The 16,778-nt window shown below is 56.3% G+C and carries 18 protein-coding genes; 5 read left to right on the forward strand and 13 right to left on the reverse strand.

Translation table 11 applies throughout. From position 1 onward, the window contains the following. The first annotated feature begins 1 nt into the window (after position 1). Together PSC72_RS24310 and PSC72_RS24315 are read left to right on the forward strand one after the other, a co-directional pair. Positions 2-460: a hypothetical protein gene (locus PSC72_RS24310; protein WP_274326273.1), complete on the forward strand. Its 459-nt coding sequence runs from the start codon at positions 2-4 to the stop codon at positions 458-460. Beyond that, positions 457-1,698: a phage integrase SAM-like domain-containing protein gene (locus PSC72_RS24315; protein WP_274326274.1), complete on the forward strand. Its 1,242-nt coding sequence runs from the start codon at positions 457-459 to the stop codon at positions 1,696-1,698. The genes PSC72_RS24310 and PSC72_RS24315 overlap by 4 nt, the downstream gene beginning before the upstream one ends. 43 nt (positions 1,699-1,741) lie before the next feature. Here PSC72_RS24315 and PSC72_RS24320 read toward each other — a convergent pair whose 3' ends face one another. Continuing rightward, entirely contained in the window at positions 1,742-2,872 is a 1,131-nt protein-coding gene (locus PSC72_RS24320; RefSeq protein ID WP_274326275.1) for a hypothetical protein, read from the reverse strand. A gap of 162 nt (positions 2,873-3,034) precedes the next feature. Next, complete coding sequence (locus PSC72_RS24325) at positions 3,035-3,898, reverse strand: hypothetical protein (protein WP_274326276.1); 864 nt, start codon at positions 3,896-3,898, stop codon at positions 3,035-3,037. Between the two features lie 373 nt (positions 3,899-4,271). Between PSC72_RS24325 and PSC72_RS24330 the strand changes: the two genes are divergently transcribed. Next, the gene (locus tag PSC72_RS24330) at positions 4,272-4,784 is read left to right on the forward strand and encodes a zinc ribbon domain-containing protein (protein ID WP_274326277.1); all 513 of its coding nucleotides are present in this window, start codon (positions 4,272-4,274) and stop codon (positions 4,782-4,784) included. A gap of 4 nt (positions 4,785-4,788) precedes the next feature. On the opposite strand, the gene PSC72_RS24335 is transcribed toward PSC72_RS24330, so the two are convergent. The 3 genes from PSC72_RS24335 to PSC72_RS24345 all read right to left on the reverse strand — a co-directional run bounded on the left by PSC72_RS24335 (position 4,789) and on the right by PSC72_RS24345 (position 7,356). After that, the gene (locus PSC72_RS24335) at positions 4,789-5,310 is read right to left on the reverse strand and encodes a hypothetical protein (protein ID WP_274326278.1); all 522 of its coding nucleotides are present in this window, start codon (positions 5,308-5,310) and stop codon (positions 4,789-4,791) included. Positions 5,311-5,481: 171 nt separating this feature from the next. After that, complete coding sequence (locus tag PSC72_RS24340) at positions 5,482-6,084, reverse strand: hypothetical protein (protein WP_274326279.1); 603 nt, start codon at positions 6,082-6,084, stop codon at positions 5,482-5,484. Between the two features lie 912 nt (positions 6,085-6,996). Then, complete coding sequence (locus PSC72_RS24345) at positions 6,997-7,356, reverse strand: hypothetical protein (protein ID WP_274326280.1); 360 nt, start codon at positions 7,354-7,356, stop codon at positions 6,997-6,999. Between the two features lie 580 nt (positions 7,357-7,936). Here PSC72_RS24345 and PSC72_RS24350 point away from each other — a divergent pair. Continuing rightward, entirely contained in the window at positions 7,937-8,467 is a 531-nt protein-coding gene (locus tag PSC72_RS24350; RefSeq protein WP_274326281.1) for a hypothetical protein, read from the forward strand. A gap of 59 nt (positions 8,468-8,526) precedes the next feature. On the opposite strand, the gene PSC72_RS24355 is transcribed toward PSC72_RS24350, so the two are convergent. Beyond that, positions 8,527-9,462 carry a hypothetical protein gene (locus PSC72_RS24355; RefSeq protein WP_274326282.1) on the reverse strand — a complete coding sequence of 312 codons (936 nt, stop codon included), beginning with the start codon at positions 9,460-9,462 and terminating at the stop codon, positions 8,527-8,529. 137 nt (positions 9,463-9,599) lie between these two features. Further along, the gene (locus PSC72_RS24360; protein WP_274326283.1) at positions 9,600-10,226 is read right to left on the reverse strand and encodes a vWA domain-containing protein; all 627 of its coding nucleotides are present in this window, start codon (positions 10,224-10,226) and stop codon (positions 9,600-9,602) included. Positions 10,227-10,244: 18 nt separating this feature from the next. Between PSC72_RS24360 and PSC72_RS24365 the strand changes: the two genes are divergently transcribed. Continuing rightward, complete coding sequence (locus PSC72_RS24365; RefSeq protein WP_274326284.1) at positions 10,245-10,415, forward strand: hypothetical protein; 171 nt, start codon at positions 10,245-10,247, stop codon at positions 10,413-10,415. A gap of 377 nt (positions 10,416-10,792) precedes the next feature. Here PSC72_RS24365 and PSC72_RS24370 read toward each other — a convergent pair whose 3' ends face one another. The 6 genes from PSC72_RS24370 to PSC72_RS24395 form a co-directional block, all read right to left on the reverse strand. Continuing rightward, entirely contained in the window at positions 10,793-12,127 is a 1,335-nt protein-coding gene (locus PSC72_RS24370; protein WP_274326285.1) for a hypothetical protein, read from the reverse strand. 130 nt (positions 12,128-12,257) lie between these two features. Continuing rightward, positions 12,258-12,905 carry a M48 family metalloprotease gene (locus tag PSC72_RS24375; RefSeq protein ID WP_274326286.1) on the reverse strand — a complete coding sequence of 216 codons (648 nt, stop codon included), beginning with the start codon at positions 12,903-12,905 and terminating at the stop codon, positions 12,258-12,260. A gap of 53 nt (positions 12,906-12,958) precedes the next feature. Beyond that, positions 12,959-13,621 carry a TIGR02391 family protein gene (locus tag PSC72_RS24380; protein ID WP_274326287.1) on the reverse strand — a complete coding sequence of 221 codons (663 nt, stop codon included), beginning with the start codon at positions 13,619-13,621 and terminating at the stop codon, positions 12,959-12,961. Positions 13,622-13,918: 297 nt separating this feature from the next. Next, the gene (locus PSC72_RS24385; protein WP_274326288.1) at positions 13,919-14,512 is read right to left on the reverse strand and encodes a hypothetical protein; all 594 of its coding nucleotides are present in this window, start codon (positions 14,510-14,512) and stop codon (positions 13,919-13,921) included. 131 nt (positions 14,513-14,643) lie between these two features. Next, a complete protein-coding gene (locus PSC72_RS24390) occupies positions 14,644-15,060 on the reverse strand; it encodes a hypothetical protein (protein ID WP_274326289.1) in 417 nt (138 codons plus the stop codon). A 61-nt stretch (positions 15,061-15,121) separates the two neighbouring features. Beyond that, positions 15,122-16,732 carry an AAA family ATPase gene (locus PSC72_RS24395; RefSeq protein WP_274326290.1) on the reverse strand — a complete coding sequence of 537 codons (1,611 nt, stop codon included), beginning with the start codon at positions 16,730-16,732 and terminating at the stop codon, positions 15,122-15,124. Positions 16,733-16,778: the final 46 nt, after the last annotated feature.

Here is a 16,778-nt window from a genome sequence, read left to right on the forward strand (position 1 = left end):
GATGTCGGTCCCGCATCCCGGTGGTGACCCGAACGCAAACTTCTACGCCCAGCTGAAGCGGGATGTCCTCGACCGTTTGCCACAGATCACGACGGTCGAGTTCGTTCCTGATGATATCGAGGCCAAACAGCTGCGGGCACGGTTCGATCCAGCCCGTCTCGATCCTTCGACAGGGCCTGAGTCGCCGGAACTGTCCATCAAGTGGTACCGACAGGAGCCACATGATTGGTTCCGTATCAACTACACCGACCCGAACACGGGATTTCACGCGGGGTGGCACCAGGACGAGGACCATCCCGATCTCGGACGAACGCATTTCCAGTATTCAGCCGGCGATGCGGAGGATCGCTGGGGAATCACGTTTGAACACGAGACCCCGTCGCTGATCCTCTGGGAGATCGTCGAAGCGCTTCTCGAGGATGTCCGTCCGAAGTATCAGTACGCGAACGAGGACTCATGACAGCACGAGAACGCGCTGATCGGTCGCTTGCGAGCTCCTTCGAACGGTATCTCCAGGACAAGGGGAAGGGTCGCGGTGGCGACGGCGGGAACTATCGACGGAACGCAGCGCGTGAGCTTGAGCGGTTCGCCGAGTGGGCCGCCGCCGACCGCGGTCGCGATGACTGGACGGGAGTCGTTCCCGACGGCGTCGACCGAGAGCCGGCGTTCGAGGACCTCGACGAACGAATATTTCGAGAGTACGCTCGTCACCTCGCCGGAGATCGGGGACTCAAGCAGAACACGGTACAAACCTATTATCGCTATATCTCTGCGTGGTGCGGCTGGTGCGTCAACGAGGGGTATCTCGAAGCACACTACGCCCAACGGGCGAGTGCGATGGCGCCGCTGCCCGAGGACGACGGTCGTAAGCCCGGCGACCAGCAGGCCTGGACGTCCGAACAGCGTCACGAACTCACCCGTCACGTCGACGAGCAGGCTCGCAACGCCATCGAGACGTACACGACACTCCCGGCGGATACTGCCCCCCTCGACAAGCAGAGAGAGCGGTACGAAGCTCTGAAGGCGGCACGCGACCGGGCGCTCGTGTTCGTACTCGCGTACACCGCCGTCCGTGTTGGGGAACTCCTCCGGGACCCGAACGACCCACGCCGGCGCGGTGTCCGCTGGGAGGACCTCTCCCTCGACGACGGGAGTATGGACGTCTACCGGAAGAAACAGCAGTGGGACGCCGCGAGTCTCCCCGACCCGGTGATCTCGCCACTGCGGAGCTACCGCCAGCTGATGGATCCACCGACGGAGCGCTGGCCGGTGTTTCCGACGTTTGACCAACGGACGCTCGCAGGGCTCGTCCAGGATGAACTCGCCGACCGAGGGGAACGCCCGGAAGCAATTACTGAACGCCGTGAGGAGTACGCTCGCGACCTACTGCTGGCACTTGCTGAGGATATTCGACCGCCGTCAATCACGACAGACGGCGCACGGTCGATTCTCCAGCGACTCTCAGAGGCCGCAGAGATCGACATTGACCATCCGAAACACGACTATCTCGCGCCCCACGGTGGCCGGCGTGGGATGGGTGAGGTCCTCGTCAGAGCCTTTGGATACACCGTGGCGGCCCGATATCTCGACAATTCAGAGGAGATGGTTCGAGAGCGATACTCCCACATCGAGGCCGGCGAGCTTGGTGATGTGGCGACAGAAGCACTCAACGAAGTCGACTCTCTGAACCGTACGTGAACGAGGAGACGAGACGAATTTAGATGAGTGTCTGAGTTCCCGATTAAGAAGGAATCCAACTCGTGTGGTCGCGGAGCGTTGTATCGGGACTCTCCATCGTCGCACCACACTTCGGACAGTAATCTTCGATCGCATCCTCGTCATAGAGATAGTGGTCGCACTCGGGAGGACTGGCTTGGAAAAACACGTCGTCCCAGTCGATATCGGGCTCTCGACCATAGAGACAGAAGGTACTGTGTCCTGAACGTCCTCGATGGTTCGTCACTAACCGGACGGGACAGTACATACACTCACGGAGTTCGATTAATGGCTGGTCAGAATGGTTCGTCCAAAGCGTTTCTCGGCGTCCCCACTCGTGAAACCCCTTTGGTCCCCGACAGCGCTCTATCTCAGGTCGTGTCGCAAGCAGTTTCTCGACTTGCGCGGAATGATGCCGGCTTCCTGCCCATTTCCAGAACGGTTCCCGGTCGTACTCACGGACGATCGCATTCTTGAGTGCTTTCAGGGGGAAGTCGGGGCCGTATTCGTCGCTCTCGGTGTAGGTGTAACTGCCGACGGGTTCGTGGATCCGGCGTAGTTCGCAACCCTGTCCAGCACAGATTTCGTACGTGATTAGGTCAGCCTGGCCACGGGGATGGGCATAGGGCGGCACGCGCTCCCATGCGTGTTCGCCGTCGTAGAGAAGCGCTTGGCAGTTCGAAAGTCGGCTTGCTTTGCTCGTCCGTTGGGCGTATCCAGAACCGTCGTCTTGCTCAAATTCGGCACCAATCGTGTCGTAGTTGAACGTATCGAGAAGGACTGTTGCCGCGCGTATCCAGACGACCGAGTACCCAGCGGCCAAGTAGTCATGCGTCACCTGTTGGACATCCTTGTCCTCGTGATTGTGCTGTACCTCAACGGCGAGTCCTTCCCCGAAGAAAGGGTTCCAATCGTCAAAAGTCGCGAGTGCGTCGGCGCGGCGTTCAGTCACGGGTGTCGGCACTTCGGACACGTCGACGTCCACCTCTGTCTCGACGTCGGCATGTTCTCCGAACTGCTGGTGAAGGGCAACCTCAACACGAGCGACTGCGCGTTCGTGGGTCTTCGACTCGCCGCCATTCGAGCAGCGCTGGCTGGCGTCGTCTGATACATGGTAGAAGTGTCGGGACTTGCTCGGCGCGGATCGTGGGTACATTGTCCCACCGCACACTGGGCAGGTGACGGATTCTCCATCGTCGATGATGGCAGGGACGACCGGGCGACCGTCACGGCGACCGCGGAAAGGCATAGCGGCAACAAACATCTCGGTAAGCAAATAATCTCTCCCAGTCAGAGGATCAGAACAAGGCGGAACTGGTTAAAGCGGGTCCTCGAGGCCACAGGAGATACAGCGCATACAGCCGTCCTCGCGTTCCCAGATGTGGTCGCAGTACTGGGGGTCTGTGGTCGTCATCTCAGAGAAGTCCTCAAACGGGTCATTTGAAATAATCTCTTCTCCCTTGTGCTCTTTGAGGCGGGCACCACATCGACATCGATAGCGATTCTCGCCCCGGGGCTCCCAGACGTGTTGGTGGTCCTCCTTCTTATTCTCCTTTCTCCGCTGTTCAAATGCCGCTCGAGCACCTCTATCAGCAAGGTCGGAGCTCGTCTTGATAGTTGACTCATCGTAGATGTACGCTTCTACAGCGGTGTCTTTCCAGCGCTCGAGCCGACAGTGTTTGCAGAAATCCCGGTCGTGGAGATCACTCCCCCCGTACTTCCAGGTATGGTTACAGTCCGGATTCGGGTCGGTGAAAGTTAGGGGTTCAGAGTTCACGAACTGCTCCAAATACTCCTCAGGTGGATCGACCTCTGGAGGATCTGCCCACGAAGCTGCGAAGGCGGTCTCAGCCCGTTGGTCGAACGCGACGACCATCTCCTCAATATGGAATCGGTCGTTCGTAAAATCGTCAGGACTGGCCCAGTAGACGCTATATCCAGCTGAGAGATAGTCGTGCGTGACTGCGTTGAGGTCTTTGTCTTCGTTTGCGTATTGTACCTCAACGATCAACCCACGCCCTAGGTAGTCGTTTGCGTCATCAGAGGGGAACTCAACGAGGGCATCCGCACGGCGGGAATCAGTAAGCGTCGGGGTATTTGGAACGTCGATGGTGACCTCGGGTTCGCAGCGAGTGTATTGGTTAAACCGTTGTCGCAGCGCCGATACCGCGAGAGATTTCATCTTCCGATGAGGGTCTGACTCTCCTCCGGAGCAATTGATCGTCGAGGTCCCGGAGCCCGCGGTAACGTGGTAGAAATGGCGGGCGCGACCATCATCAAATGGGCCTCGCGGTCGCATCGTTCGGCTACAGGCTGGACAGATAACATCCGTTCCGTCCTCTACCTCCTCTGGAAGAACTGTAGGGCTTCCTTCTTCGGCGGAGGATTGGGCGATGAAGGGCATCTATTCCGACATCCCAACTTCGTTGGTGAATTAGAAATAATCTTCCTCATACTGTCCCCGAGCTCCGAGCTCGTGTAGGCTATACTATCGGCCCTCACACAGTGCTCCCCCACCAGCAAAGGCTCAGTATCTGTGACTCGTAGCTCACGGTATGCCCTACTGCCCGAACTGCGGAAGCCGGGTCAAAGCTGTTCACCATTACTGTGGATCTTGTGGACAGGCACTCTCCGAGATTGCCGAATCGGAGAGCGATCCACCGATGGCAGTCGATAGAGATGGCTTCCTCTCACTACGTTCGCTTTCGTACGTCAATGAGCTACTGAACGGAGAACGAGAACTCGACCGTGATTCAGTCTCGTACACGCAGTTATCTCGAGAGGTGAGTGCTGTTTTTGCAGACTTCGCCCGGCTTGCTATGGTCAAAGACCTCGACCTTCTCCAACTTTGGGCAGCAGGTTCGAACACGGATGCGCTGAGTATGTCCGTCGACGAAATGAACAGTAACCAGTTCCGTGACTGGCTCGCCGCTATCGGACTGGGTCGAACTCTTCGAATGTACGATGACGCACTCCACACTGAGTTTGAGGACGAGTTCAACGACCGACTGCAGAAACTGATCGAGTTCGCCAATGAAGAACTGGACGACGAGGAGATCTCCGAGTAAGAGGCTACAGTTCACTCGCTGGTCCGTATTCCTCGGACAACGCGTCTTTGAGATCGAAGTCATCTCCCTCTGTGATTTCTTCGATGACATCGTACACGAACTGGAGAGTCTGTACCTCTGCATCCAGATGAGCGAGTTCCTCCTCTCTGCGCTGGATTTTCGAGAGGAGATGTGATTTGAACCGCAGCTCGGATCCCCTGGATACTGGTTCAGACCGTCCAACCTCACTTTGCTGCGGTAGGCGTCCATCGGGACGCGGAATATGACCGGCCTCTAATTCTAACTCGACTCGCCTGACGTGCTTGCAGGGGCTCGGAGAAGACGGGTTTTCCCCATCGGGACAGTTGCATTGTCTGTCCAGAAGGTCTACCTCGTAGCTCGCGCCTGATTCGGACTGGACCTCATAGAGGCCACCCTGGCGAAGCAGTGCTACGTCCATGTTCTCTTCGCGAGCCCGCCGATCGCGGCCATCAACTATCGGCCCCTGTTCGTCTTCTTGGATTGAGGATGAGTCTGTGACTGCCATGTGGAGAGGAGTGGAAGAACGAGTGCGACCGTTCGCTCCTCCACGCTCTTCAGAGAGATAAAATTCAGAGCTGGCGATATCGACAACAGCAGCAACGGTAGCAGTATTATTAACGTTAGAAACGCTGGGTGGGCCAATTCGTTATGAGATTAGAAACGTTAGAAACGAAGCCTAACACCGAACCCGGGACTGCATATTGGCTGCCCCATACCTGGGTTCTGAGGCTACTCGGCTGGCGAGCAACTTCTCACGAGCAGCGTTGATATTCGACCGAACTGCATCTCCGGTCACATCTCGGATTTCGGCCCACTGGGCGACAGTGTACCGCTCTGCTTCCTCGACAACGACCCAGTCGACAGCCTCGTGAAGCGAGAGTTCCCCGGCGATCAGTTCCGTGACTCGTTCAAGGAAGTCCTGGTCATCCCAAGCGAGATCGACTTCTTCGAACCGGTGGTTCTCAGGGTCGTACGAGGCGACCATCTGGATGGCACCGTTCTGTTCGAGTTCTGCTCGAACGTGAGCAGGCAGGGAATCCAGTGCAGTCTGTGGTAACGGGTAGGCTGGGACATCGTGGAGCGAGGCAACGTCGAAAGGTGTGAGACTGCGGTGTGACTCGTCTCCGAATTTCATTAGATAGCTCGTTTCCGCGGAAAGCTGTGTTCGGCCCTCGAGCAGTAGATCTGCGAGTTCGGGATACTCGCCTCGATCGACTGAGCCTGTCTTGAAGATTGTGACGAAGTCGCGACCACTACCAGTTCCAGGTTGGGCTGTCATTGGGATCCTCCGTTGTATGACTCAGATTCGTCGAGGACGAATATCAGTCTGCCTACAGTCTCGGTCTTCAGTCTCTGGCTCTATTTCTAACTCACGTAGCGTCGCTGCTCGCTTTGCGAGCATTCTGAGAACCCAGCGTCGTCTTTCATGCTGATTCTCATAAGCCACGTATTGCTGGACGATGGGGATGTCGTGCATGCAAGCGATTCCACCTCGTATCAGCCCTTGCTGGTTGCTCTCCAGAAGTTTCTCTGGAGGCAGCGCTTCCGCGATTCTCGTGGGTGCAAGCTGTCTCATTGGCCTCTCTCGCGGAGGTAGTGACACCGACTGGTCCCGAAAGGAACTCCTCCGCAGCGGGTTACCCCACGAATTACATTCTGCTGACTACGTGGGGTAACTTCGGCAGCGCGTAGTAAGAGAATAAGCGACGGCCTCATACAGGCTATTCTCCTTCACCGTCCGTAGTGGACGAGCCGAAAAGCGGCTGAATGGCCGCTAGACGTCCGTCTAGCGTACGCTGATCACGGCTTGTCGCTGCGAAAAGAGCCGCCTGATTCCCCTCGGTGACGTCGCTACTACTCTCAATTGGTCTCTCATCAACGAAGCCTCGGCAGCGAGGCATATCGATACGACTTGGTCGAGACGGTGTGAGTTCGATTCCGTGATCTGAGAGGGTTGATTCGACCGGGCTCTCGTCGACAGCGATTCCACCGTTACCGAACACTGCCTGCCGAGATACTGTTCGCTTCAGTGTCGACCGCCTGTCCGCTCGAACTGATTCGTTCTGAGTTTCTTCTTCGGTTGCCATGACTTCGTGGAGAAGCCAGATTCTGTCCGACTCCTCCACTCTGTTTGGATCGATAAATCAGCGCGGATTCGAGCTTTGATTCAGTCATCTGCTCGCCGGTTGAATCAGAGTTCTTGACGGGTATAGGCACCACCACGAGGTCCATCGCCCCGTATGAATTGTCCCTCAAGATGGACCTCCAGCGCGTCAGGACGTCCACCGTCGAAGCGGCCTGTGACTGAGAACGGTGCGAGCCACGGACCTCGTCCAGCTTTGTTCTCATTCGTGCGGCAAGCATCGTTCGCGACGGGTTCGAGATAGACCTCTCCCACCCGGCCGTTCACGAAGACGTGTTTCAGGCCGAACGTATCGCACTCCCACTCGAGATGGGCATTTCCTTCGACAGTGAATTGATTGCCAGCTACTGTCAGTGCTAATACGTCGTCCTCGACCTGGAGGTAATCACGAATCCATTCTGAGCCCATGTGTACAGTGACGTCAGCCAACCGGAGATCATCCTCGGGGTCCTCTATCCAGGGATGCTCATTCGTTGCCGGACTATCGATGGGTCCATCAACAATGTCACCCCCAAGAGTTGCGTCCGGTGACCCAGATGCACCACCGCTCTCCGACCCGGACTGAGGTCCTCCCCCATCATCTCCTGAGCTAGCTGTCCCGTCTCTCCTTGGCTCTCGATTCGAGGACGTACCCGTCTCTCGGTCAGTGGATGCATCCTGCCCAGATGGGTTGATGAAGTTGAGACAGCCGGAGAGAGCCGAAAGTAGGGTGACTGTGCCAGCAGAGAGAACTCGACGCCGGCGCCAACTGCCTATCTGATGAGAGGAAAGCGGACGAGATTCGTCATCTTGAGACCGACTATCGAGGACTGGCATAGCGATAATCGACGGAAGGGACGTTAGCGGACAGGAAATAGATTCAGTAGTTGCGGAATACGCAACTGTGCGGTACTTCTACCGACAGTGATTGTGATATTTGGATACCAACCAGCACTGCGGTACAACTTTCCAGTTCAATTTAATATATTCAGAGGCTCAGGACGATACTATGAGTGAATACGCGGAAGCAGTCCAGCGACTCCGGAGTGTAATCACGTTTCTAGAAAGAAACTCAATAAAGGTCCCCAGAACCGAGTTTACATCGACTATTGGAGAATGGCTGGTAATGGATCAACTTCTTCAGCAGGGGTATTCACCAACCTTGCAATCCGGCCAGTATGACGTAGATATTCTCCTCAAGAGCGGAGATAGAGTTGAAGTAAAGGCAGCCACTTGGGACTCTGACTTCGGTGGAGTATACAGGTTTGATCGAATCAAGCCAGAGAAACTTGATCACCTCGTCTGCGTCACTCTTCTAGATGACTACTCAGAGGCGGAGTATTTCGTATTTTCAGACGACGACATCAATTCGCTACCCCCTAGGAATCAAACTGCGTTCAACGACCCAGAGAGGGTCGACAACCAACGACTTGTCCGGATATTAGATAATCCCGAAGATAGCGATAGACAGGATATGAAGGATATCAACGATAGGCTTGAGGAATTCCATAACGCATGGAATAAGCTTCCCCCTGTATAGTTGTCACCTCATATTACCAGTCGTGTATTATGGGTATCAGGTTGATCTTCAGACGCATCTCAAATAGTATGCCATTTGCCATGTCTGTTTGAAGTATCAGGACTGACGAACCGGCGTGCACGATGCGGGACATCGAGTCCCTTGGTTACTGGTAGAAAGATGGAGTTCCGATCGCTGGCGACGACGGCGGCAAGCAGTTCGTGTTTGCAGAGGACTCTCCAGAGTTGATCGTGCTTGTATGGACACGAACAGACAAGGCCATCCGACCAGGGGATGAACGGGTACCGACCCCCAGTCGTATACTTTCCCACGAGCAGTGGTGCCGGGAGTTCAATTCCGAACTCGCTCGGAGGTGCTGCCGCAGAGCTCTCACTACAGGATAGATCTGCTTCTCGAATGACGTACTTCGCTGGGAGACTGTGAGATCGAGCATACTTGGAAGGTGTTTGATCGTCATCTCCGAGGACTACCATCCCGACGAGCGTGTTCTGCCTGGTAAGGGCCTCAGCGTTTGGCTGGGGTCCAGCACTACTCCGAAAGAGCGTCCCGTACGACGATTCTTTCAGAACTTGGTACAGATTGAGCCAGGGAATCAGCTTCCTGTACCAGTTCGCACGGCGCTTGCGTTCAGAGTGAAGCGCTTCGTCGGGATCCGTCGCTGACTGACACTGCCGCAAGCGGTGAGCGAGAAACGCAGGTGCCTTACTGAGAGCTCGATCATCCTCGAAGAACTCGTAGTATCGCTCTTCTTCGTTGAACGTCCGACGGCACGTCTCTTCGGCGTATTTCAGACCAACCGGTTTCGCCTTCCCTGACTGTTTCCAGGGATCTCTGTTCTCAGGACCGCCATTCCAAGAGTTGTACTTCTCCAGTAATTGATCGCGGCGGATGGGACCACCAGCCATGAAATCGAGCCGAATACGGTGTTCGACTGGTTCAATTGCCGGAGGATCAGTCTCGACGTCGTAGTCGTGTAGAGCGTCGGTTCCACTCATTGACCCTGGCGGGAGTCGAAGGGGCGGTAGCGTTGACGACGCGGCGTAGATGTGTCTTCGTTGCATTCGTCTCACGGGCTGAACTGGACTCCGCCCTGTACCCCATTCGGGCGGATAAACCGAGACGAGCGTGGTGTTTAGAAGCCGACGAGCAGACTGGCGAATTGATCAAGTCGGTCGTCTAGCTGATCCCCATCGTAGATCGTCGCTTCCCGTTCGTAGTATGTGGCGAGCTCTGAGGCAGCAGCCGATAGATTCCCTGCCTGAGTGTCAGTAGCGATTGTGAGAGAACAGATTGGGGCTGGGGATGCTCGGATTTGTTCGATGACGTCGTCGACGCTACTGGGCTCTCCGTCGGTGACGGCCACGATAAGCGGTTCATCGCGATGGTCCTCGACGAGCTGACTTGCGAGTTCGAGCGCGTCTGCCAACGGCGTGCCCCCGCCACAGTCCGTGTTCAGTAGCGTCGCCTGGATGTGTCGCGTCTCGACTGAGAACGGCTTAACGAGCCGGGCATGGCTGTCGATGAAATCGACTATCGCGACATCGATCCCCAGCCCTTCGGCGGCGACGGCGAACCGCGCTAGTGCCTTCGTCGCAACCTCGATCTTCGGAGGCTCGCCGTTCCGCATCGAGCCAGACCGGTCGAGAACCAACACCAGTGCGTATCGTTTCTCGCGCCCCGGCGTGTCGACCTTGCAGACCCGGGGGTCACCGATCAGAAGCCGATGTCCCGCAGTAGTATCGTATCCGCCGGCGGTCAAGCCTCGCCGGACACCACGTTGTCGGTCAAGACGGAGCTGTTTCTCGAGCGTGCCAGCAACCTGGACAGCGCCGTCTTCGATGTCAGCCCACGCGCCTGGTGGTGCGAGGTCGTCAGCGATTGGGACGATCTCCAGTTCGTCGAGCTGTCCTGGTCCTCCTGCATTGCCGCCGCCTGTTTGGTCATCTGAACCATCTCGGGCTAGCCGGTGGGCGAGATCTTCCAGCTCCCGCTCCAGGGCGTCGGTGTCAATACCCTCTCGATCTGCTTCGTCGTGAGCTGCCGCTCGATCCGCTTCGAGTGCCCCTCTGTAGCTGTCTGCCTCGTCAGCAGGATCGCGATCGAGTACCTCAGCGTGCGCTGGGCCGGAGTCGACTGTTGAGTCTAACTGCTCGTCGGGTGAGAGACTCGTGATCGGTGGCTCTTGTCCGTCATGATCCTGCTCTAGGCTCTCGTGAGAGTTGGTTGTCTCTCCCGCTTCGTGGTCGGTATTAGCAGCGTCGGCCGCGTCGAAGTCTCCAATAGTTGACTGACGTCCATCAATAGAATCGTCATCCCTCTTTTCCTCTACTGAGGTTTGTCCACTCTGCGGGGAATCGAGGTGTGTCCCAGGTTGTTCAATAGAGCGAGCAAGTGCCCGCGCTCTAGAGTCTGAGGACTCCGGGGTCTGCGACGGTTGGTCTTCATCACTGTCGGTCGAACCAGTGTCTCGTCGGAATCGGGTGCTGACGTGCCAGTGTCGAGGGAATCAGAAGTCTCTGGGGATGGTGTCGCTTCGCGCTCCTCGTCTAATGAATCTGGCGTGATCGAGGGCTGGCTGAGGACGTCTTGGAATGGATCGTCGGTTGCACTCCGTTCGAGTTGCGGTTGCCCGTTATGAACTCCGCCAGCCTCCTCGTCGATTGGTTGTTCTGGATCAGAGTTAGAATCTGCTGTTTCGGGTGATTCTGAGTTCGATGAAGGGTCGGAGTCTACATCAGATTCCCCAGAGTTGTCCTGATCTGGCGACTGTGTTGATGCTTCGGAGTGCGTCTCTAGGAGGGGCAGGATTGCCGACTGCCACGTCTCAACGACCAACTGGGCTCGCCGTACAGATGCCGTCTTGTCGTGGCTATGGGTGATATCGTCGCGTTCTGCACTCCGGATTGCGAGGGCATCCCGTGCTAACGCCTTTAGTGCCTCTTGAACAGCGTCAAATCCCGACGCATCCGCCTCCGACGCGAAGAGTATACGCTCATCATCTTCGTCGAGGAGTACCTCTGTGATACCCGTCGGATAGATTGCCCACTCGTAGAGGGCGCTCGTCACTGCATCCCAGAAGGAGAATCGGACTTGCTCGCCGTCCGGGATATCATCGGGGACCTGCGAGTGGATTCGGCGGGTGAGTTCGAGGCGTATCTCGGCGTTGTCGCTGAAGTTTGCTCCCTCGATCGCTTCCCGTTCGATGGCACCGTCCTCGATGATATTGGTAAGATCGTGTACCTGTTGGTGATGATTGGGCTCGATCTCGGATTCGAGAAGTTCTGCAATGGGGCCGATAGCCGTCTTGAGAATATGAAGCAGTTCGTGAAAGGCGAGACCGAACTGGTGAGCGTGGTCAGCTGTCAGCTGATCGTTCACCGGGATTCGGTCTATCGGTGCTGGGTCTGTCGTTACTAGTATGAGGAACTCAGCGTCGACGCTTTCGAGCAACTGTGCAGCCTGCTGCCGTTCAAGCTCGGTCGCATCACTTCTCACGAGCGCATCGGCTTCTGCAGGGAGGACCGCCGCGGTCTTGACGGCTGGCGTAAGAACGACCTCTACGTCGATGCCTGAAGGCAGGTGTCCACAAATGAACGCCCGGAGCCTATCGGCCCTACCAGTCGAGATTCGAACGCGAGAGGTGATGTTGGGCGTAACCATCTCTACTTGAGGTGTTGGATCGGCTGAATGAGTATTGGCCATACGAATGCACGAGGGCCGCTCCCTCGATCCCTTTGGGACGATAAACTGAGATGGAAGAGTAGATACTCGACGTGGTTAGAGAAAAAATCTAAGCTGGATACAAGGCCTTTGCCCAGACCAGAAACCGGTTGACTTTGACCACGTTCTCTGGATCAGTGTACTGAATACGATTCACGACGCGGACGTGAAGCGAACCACTGCCTTTGTCGGTGATTTCAGCGTACGCCTCGAGGAACTCTTCTTCACCAAGACTCTGGAGTGCGTGGAGATCAGCTGCCAACTCCTCAAGACGGGCAGCGACTGCCATGAGAATAATGAGCATCAGGGAAACTCCCGCCAGCATCGCTACTGGCTTCACAGGAACCCCGAACGGGATCAGAAGTGAGTACCCGAGGCTCTGTAGGAAGTAGTAGATCCCAATCGCTCCGTTCAACACCATACCCCAGAACAAGCCTCTGAAGACAGGAAGTCGATTGAGGTGTCCCTGTTCGTGCCGGTAGACAAGTTCGGCCGCCTCGTCGGATAGCCTCTCCATTCGCTGCTTATTCAGAACGATCGTGCCGACCGGTGTAGCCTGACCAAACGCAGCAGAATCGCTGTCGAACCAGTACACATCGTTCTCGTCGCTGTACCCGTTGAAACTGCCTACGGACTCCACTGGTCCATGATACAAACGGACGAAAGCCCTGGTAAACCAGTCTCGAAACTTGTCCGAAGCACGTTCAACAGTCTGCATACCAGTTGTTCGGCAGACAGTTACAAAAAAGCCGTGCCGAGAACTGTAGAGGTTTAGTCTTCTGCAACCTCTTCTTCGAGTACATCGAGAAGCATATCGACGTAGTGGAGAATCTGCATGGCACGCTGCTGATCGATTGAGTCCTCATCTCGGTGACTGGGAGGATTGCGCAAAGCCCCGAAACCCCCTGAATACAGGTACATCCATCCTCTTTTCTCTGCCCCCACATCTGCAAAGGTCAGTGGTCCATCGTCAGTACTGAAGGCGTTCTGAGCAAGGTCCATACCCACCGTGTCCTGAGAAAACTCTCCCTCCTCCCGAATTCTTTCCTCCAGTACGCGAAACGCGGTCCGGACGGAGCTCTGATAGTGTCCGTCAACGTACTCGGGAACTGCGTCACTGCGTAGATCAGGGTGTTCTATGTGGAGAATCGGTTCATCATCTGTGTCCTGGAAGAGTTCATCGACCATGTCGAGAAATGCCATCGCGTTTCGCCGATCCTGACGTGTGTAGTCCACGACCTTATTGCAGTAGCGTATCTCGCCTCGATGCCCGTTTGCATCCACTTCAAGACGATAGTCATCTACTGTGAATCTGGCCTTCTCAATGTCCTCTATATGCCTTCCAAGTCTGCTATTGAACCCGGTTCCAGAATCCAGGGAAACAGTAATCGACCGTGTCTGATCATCCTGCTCGCGGATGTAGCGCTTCAGCAAATCAGCTACGTCTTGAAGGTCAGACCAGTCTGAGAAGACAAAGGAGCCACCAAAGATTGGGTCGGCGTACTATCGCCTGGATGGTGTTCGTGGGTGCTGATGTCGAAGACGCCCTCGTCACTGTCCAGATCCAGTCTCGTTTCAATCCGAAAATCGGGCTGTTCGTTTTCCACAGCTTGCTCCGAAGAATACTGTTCAGAGGTAAATTCACGTGATATACGCATCGTTGGTCGAATGGTGAAACGAGAGGGTAATAGGCGTTCCCTCAAAAATCAGGTTCGAACGCTCTTCCTGCGGCTATAGGTCGGTCGGCGGGATGAGATTACAGAGGACTGGCGCTTGCTCCAGAAGCGCGTCAAAGAGCTGTTCAGTCGGTCGATAGAGGGCATGATGCTCATCGACGGAGTAGTCCTCTTCCTCATCTTCCGGCATGGATAGGAATTCGTTGTCCAGGAGTGGAGCCAATGTAGTATTAAGAGCAGCACCGCTTCGCCCCGACTCGACTTCGAGTGTGCGCCGAGAGAACTCGGAGAGGAAGTTACGTGTACAGCAGCCGATGACATGCGCTCGTCGCTCAGCGAACAACTCATTGAGAGCACTGCGGTGGGTCCGTGTCCAGTAGTCGTCGAGCCTGACGTAAGTCTGGACAATCGGAGACAATTCGTTCAGACTGCCGTTGGCATGGACGACTCCGAGATCATTGAGGGCGTGTAGATCCTGGGTGTCAAGGGACTCCCCGAGCGGATGAAGGACATTCTGGAATGCCTCGTGGTACTGCGAGGTCAGGAACTCACCGGCGACGACATGGGCTTTGCCAATGTTCCGGACAGGATGGATTGCTTCGTGATGATCTGGGTCTCGGTGGTCGACATGGGTTCGAGGATAGCTCATGCAACACGTCACACCACGAGGTCCGCTGTATTAACGGCCTCAGCGTACAGAAACTCAGGAAACCGGCACCTCAACAGGATGTTCTTATATCCCCCTGACGGAACAAGGTGAAAGGTAATCCCGGAGGGGAGTCACTTCAGCTTCGGCAAATCAAACGACACGGATACGTTCGTCAACGAGTCCGACACCCGGCCAGCGAGATCCACGAAGAAACTATTCCGTCGCTCCGTCTCCATCTCTTTCCGACGACCGATAGCCCGATCAAAGTTCATCCTTACCTTGTCCGCCTCGTCATCGATCATACGACGAACCCTGCGGAACTGGTTTTGGGTCAACGGTTCTTTCCCTGCAATCTGCGCCATCTCTGGCGTCACCAACCGACCCGGATTGTACTCCGCCTTGAACTCGTTCACTTCTGCCTCGAACAAGTGCTTCTGCGACCTCAACTTGTTCTCTGGCAACTCCTCGAGTTTGTCGACGGCGTACGTTACCTCCCACTTCTCGAACTTCTGCTTCACCCTCTCCGGCGGAAGCTCGACCTCGCTCATTACTGCGGACTACCAAGCCCGACCAAAAAATGGTAGCGGACAAAACCATTCCACAGCGCAATTACAAATAGTCGTTTAGTGTTTCGTAGACGTCCTCAGGATACTGATTCGGCTCGGCAACCGCCCAAACTTCGTTCTTGACCGCTGCCTTCGGTGAAGCACCGTCTTCGATGTGCTCACAGAGAATCGTCAGATTTCGTGTCGAGAGCGTCGGCCAGCTCTCGTTATGCCGGGTCTGATGAGCAAACTGAACAATCTTTCTGAGCGTCCCACGGTCCACGACTTCGTGACTGGCATTCACCTGCGCGTCCAGCTTCGCGACCTCTTCGTCGACGTCTTGGATGTAGGGTTGTTCCAGCGCTCGGAACCGGCCACGAGTGGCCGAGTTCATCGGCTCGGAATCACGGTACTCCCGGGTCGGTGGATTCATCGTGATCACGATTCGCGCCGACGGATGAGGTTCGACCAACTCGCCGTGGGCCTTCACGAGGAGTTTCCCCTCGTTGAGCAGACGATGGAGCGACATCGCCGCCCCGGCTCGCATCACAGGGAACTCGTTGAGTACCAGCACCGATCCGTTCAGCAGCGCTTGCTTTGCGGGACCGTTACGAGGTGCGATCAGTCCATCCTCAGTGGGCGTGAGCGGTCCGAACAGGTCCTCCGTGTGGGTTGCCTCGTCACAGTCTACCGAGACGTAGCCACGATTCGTCCGGTGACACAGGTACTTGATCAGGAAGTTCTTCCCAGAACCTCGCGGGCCAACAATCCGAACGGGAACCAGCCCACGAGCGAGCTTCTTCGCAAGCAGTTCGTCGAGCGGAAGTTGAAGCCGTGGTTCGGTCGGAACTGCTGGCGGGACGACGTTGCCCGCTTCGTCGACGGGTAGTGCGTCATCGCCGGCGTCAGGATGTGTCGCTGCCTTCGGTACGTCAGGGTGGTCAGGGTTATCGAGGATGTGGAGACCCGTTGGGACAGGGTCCTGTGCATTCCGCCCGATATCGGACACGTACTGTGCGTCGACGGCATCAGGGGACAAGTCATCCGTGCCGTAACGTGGTTCCCCAACGGGTTCGTTGGCAGTTGTAATGTCGAGGACTCGAGCGACACCGTGCCTCCCCGTTTCATCGAGTCGTCGAGAGTACCGAGCGTCGGCAGCTCGCGAAAGCCACACACCCACCGGAACGTGTCGGTGAGAGGCTTGAATAATCGCCTCTGCTCGGCTCTCTGTTAGCGTGCCAGTCAGATTCGCAATATCATCGACTTCGGCGTCGACTAGCTCGGTAAACGTCGTGTAGCCTGCGTCCCTGAGTGCAGTCGCAATACTCTCCGTGACGACATCGAGAACTTCGAAATCGTCACCCCAAGACGTGCCAGCGGGACCACCGAATGCTTCCGTAATCACGGGCGGTTCTGGTCCCTGTGGAGAGACGCCGACAATTGTCGTGCTCCCGCCAGCTCCCCGGTCGAGCGTGAACGTTCCATCCGCTGCCCCAGCATCGATAAGGTCAGCGGCCTCTTGCTCACCGATATCGGCGTAATCGCAGACTCGAAGGGTAACGCGTTCGACCGGGATCGTCCCACCTTCGCGCTTGAGGAGACGATGCACCAGGTGCGAAAGCACGACGAGCGGTTCTGGCGGGTCGATAGTCGGGTCGGGTTCTGATGAAGACATAGTACGTATGCGAGACCCGTTAGGAGCCCCGTCGCCCGCTTTCGGG

Origin of the sequence: Halosimplex aquaticum (assembly GCF_028747785.1) — an archaeon.
Classification (GTDB): domain Archaea; phylum Halobacteriota; class Halobacteria; order Halobacteriales; family Haloarculaceae; genus Halosimplex; species Halosimplex aquaticum.

What these genes read in the sequence shown, in the direction of transcription:
- PSC72_RS24310 (WP_274326273.1), top strand. Translation starts at nt 2, where the DNA reads ATGTCGGTCCCGCATCCCGGTGGTGACCCGAACGCAAACTTCTACGCC.
- PSC72_RS24315 (WP_274326274.1), top strand. Translation starts at nt 457, where the DNA reads ATGACAGCACGAGAACGCGCTGATCGGTCGCTTGCGAGCTCCTTCGAA.
- PSC72_RS24320 (WP_274326275.1), bottom strand. Translation starts at nt 2,872, where the DNA reads ATGTACCCACGATCCGCGCCGAGCAAGTCCCGACACTTCTACCATGTA.
- PSC72_RS24325 (WP_274326276.1), bottom strand. Translation starts at nt 3,898, where the DNA reads ATGAAATCTCTCGCGGTATCGGCGCTGCGACAACGGTTTAACCAATAC.
- PSC72_RS24330 (WP_274326277.1), top strand. Translation starts at nt 4,272, where the DNA reads ATGCCCTACTGCCCGAACTGCGGAAGCCGGGTCAAAGCTGTTCACCAT.
- PSC72_RS24335 (WP_274326278.1), bottom strand. Translation starts at nt 5,310, where the DNA reads ATGGCAGTCACAGACTCATCCTCAATCCAAGAAGACGAACAGGGGCCG.
- PSC72_RS24340 (WP_274326279.1), bottom strand. Translation starts at nt 6,084, where the DNA reads ATGACAGCCCAACCTGGAACTGGTAGTGGTCGCGACTTCGTCACAATC.
- PSC72_RS24345 (WP_274326280.1), bottom strand. Translation starts at nt 7,356, where the DNA reads ATGGGCTCAGAATGGATTCGTGATTACCTCCAGGTCGAGGACGACGTA.
- PSC72_RS24350 (WP_274326281.1), top strand. Translation starts at nt 7,937, where the DNA reads ATGAGTGAATACGCGGAAGCAGTCCAGCGACTCCGGAGTGTAATCACG.
- PSC72_RS24355 (WP_274326282.1), bottom strand. Translation starts at nt 9,462, where the DNA reads ATGAGTGGAACCGACGCTCTACACGACTACGACGTCGAGACTGATCCT.
- PSC72_RS24370 (WP_274326285.1), bottom strand. Translation starts at nt 12,127, where the DNA reads ATGGTTACGCCCAACATCACCTCTCGCGTTCGAATCTCGACTGGTAGG.
- PSC72_RS24375 (WP_274326286.1), bottom strand. Translation starts at nt 12,905, where the DNA reads ATGCAGACTGTTGAACGTGCTTCGGACAAGTTTCGAGACTGGTTTACC.
- PSC72_RS24385 (WP_274326288.1), bottom strand. Translation starts at nt 14,512, where the DNA reads ATGAGCTATCCTCGAACCCATGTCGACCACCGAGACCCAGATCATCAC.
- PSC72_RS24390 (WP_274326289.1), bottom strand. Translation starts at nt 15,060, where the DNA reads ATGAGCGAGGTCGAGCTTCCGCCGGAGAGGGTGAAGCAGAAGTTCGAG.
- PSC72_RS24395 (WP_274326290.1), bottom strand. Translation starts at nt 16,732, where the DNA reads ATGTCTTCATCAGAACCCGACCCGACTATCGACCCGCCAGAACCGCTC.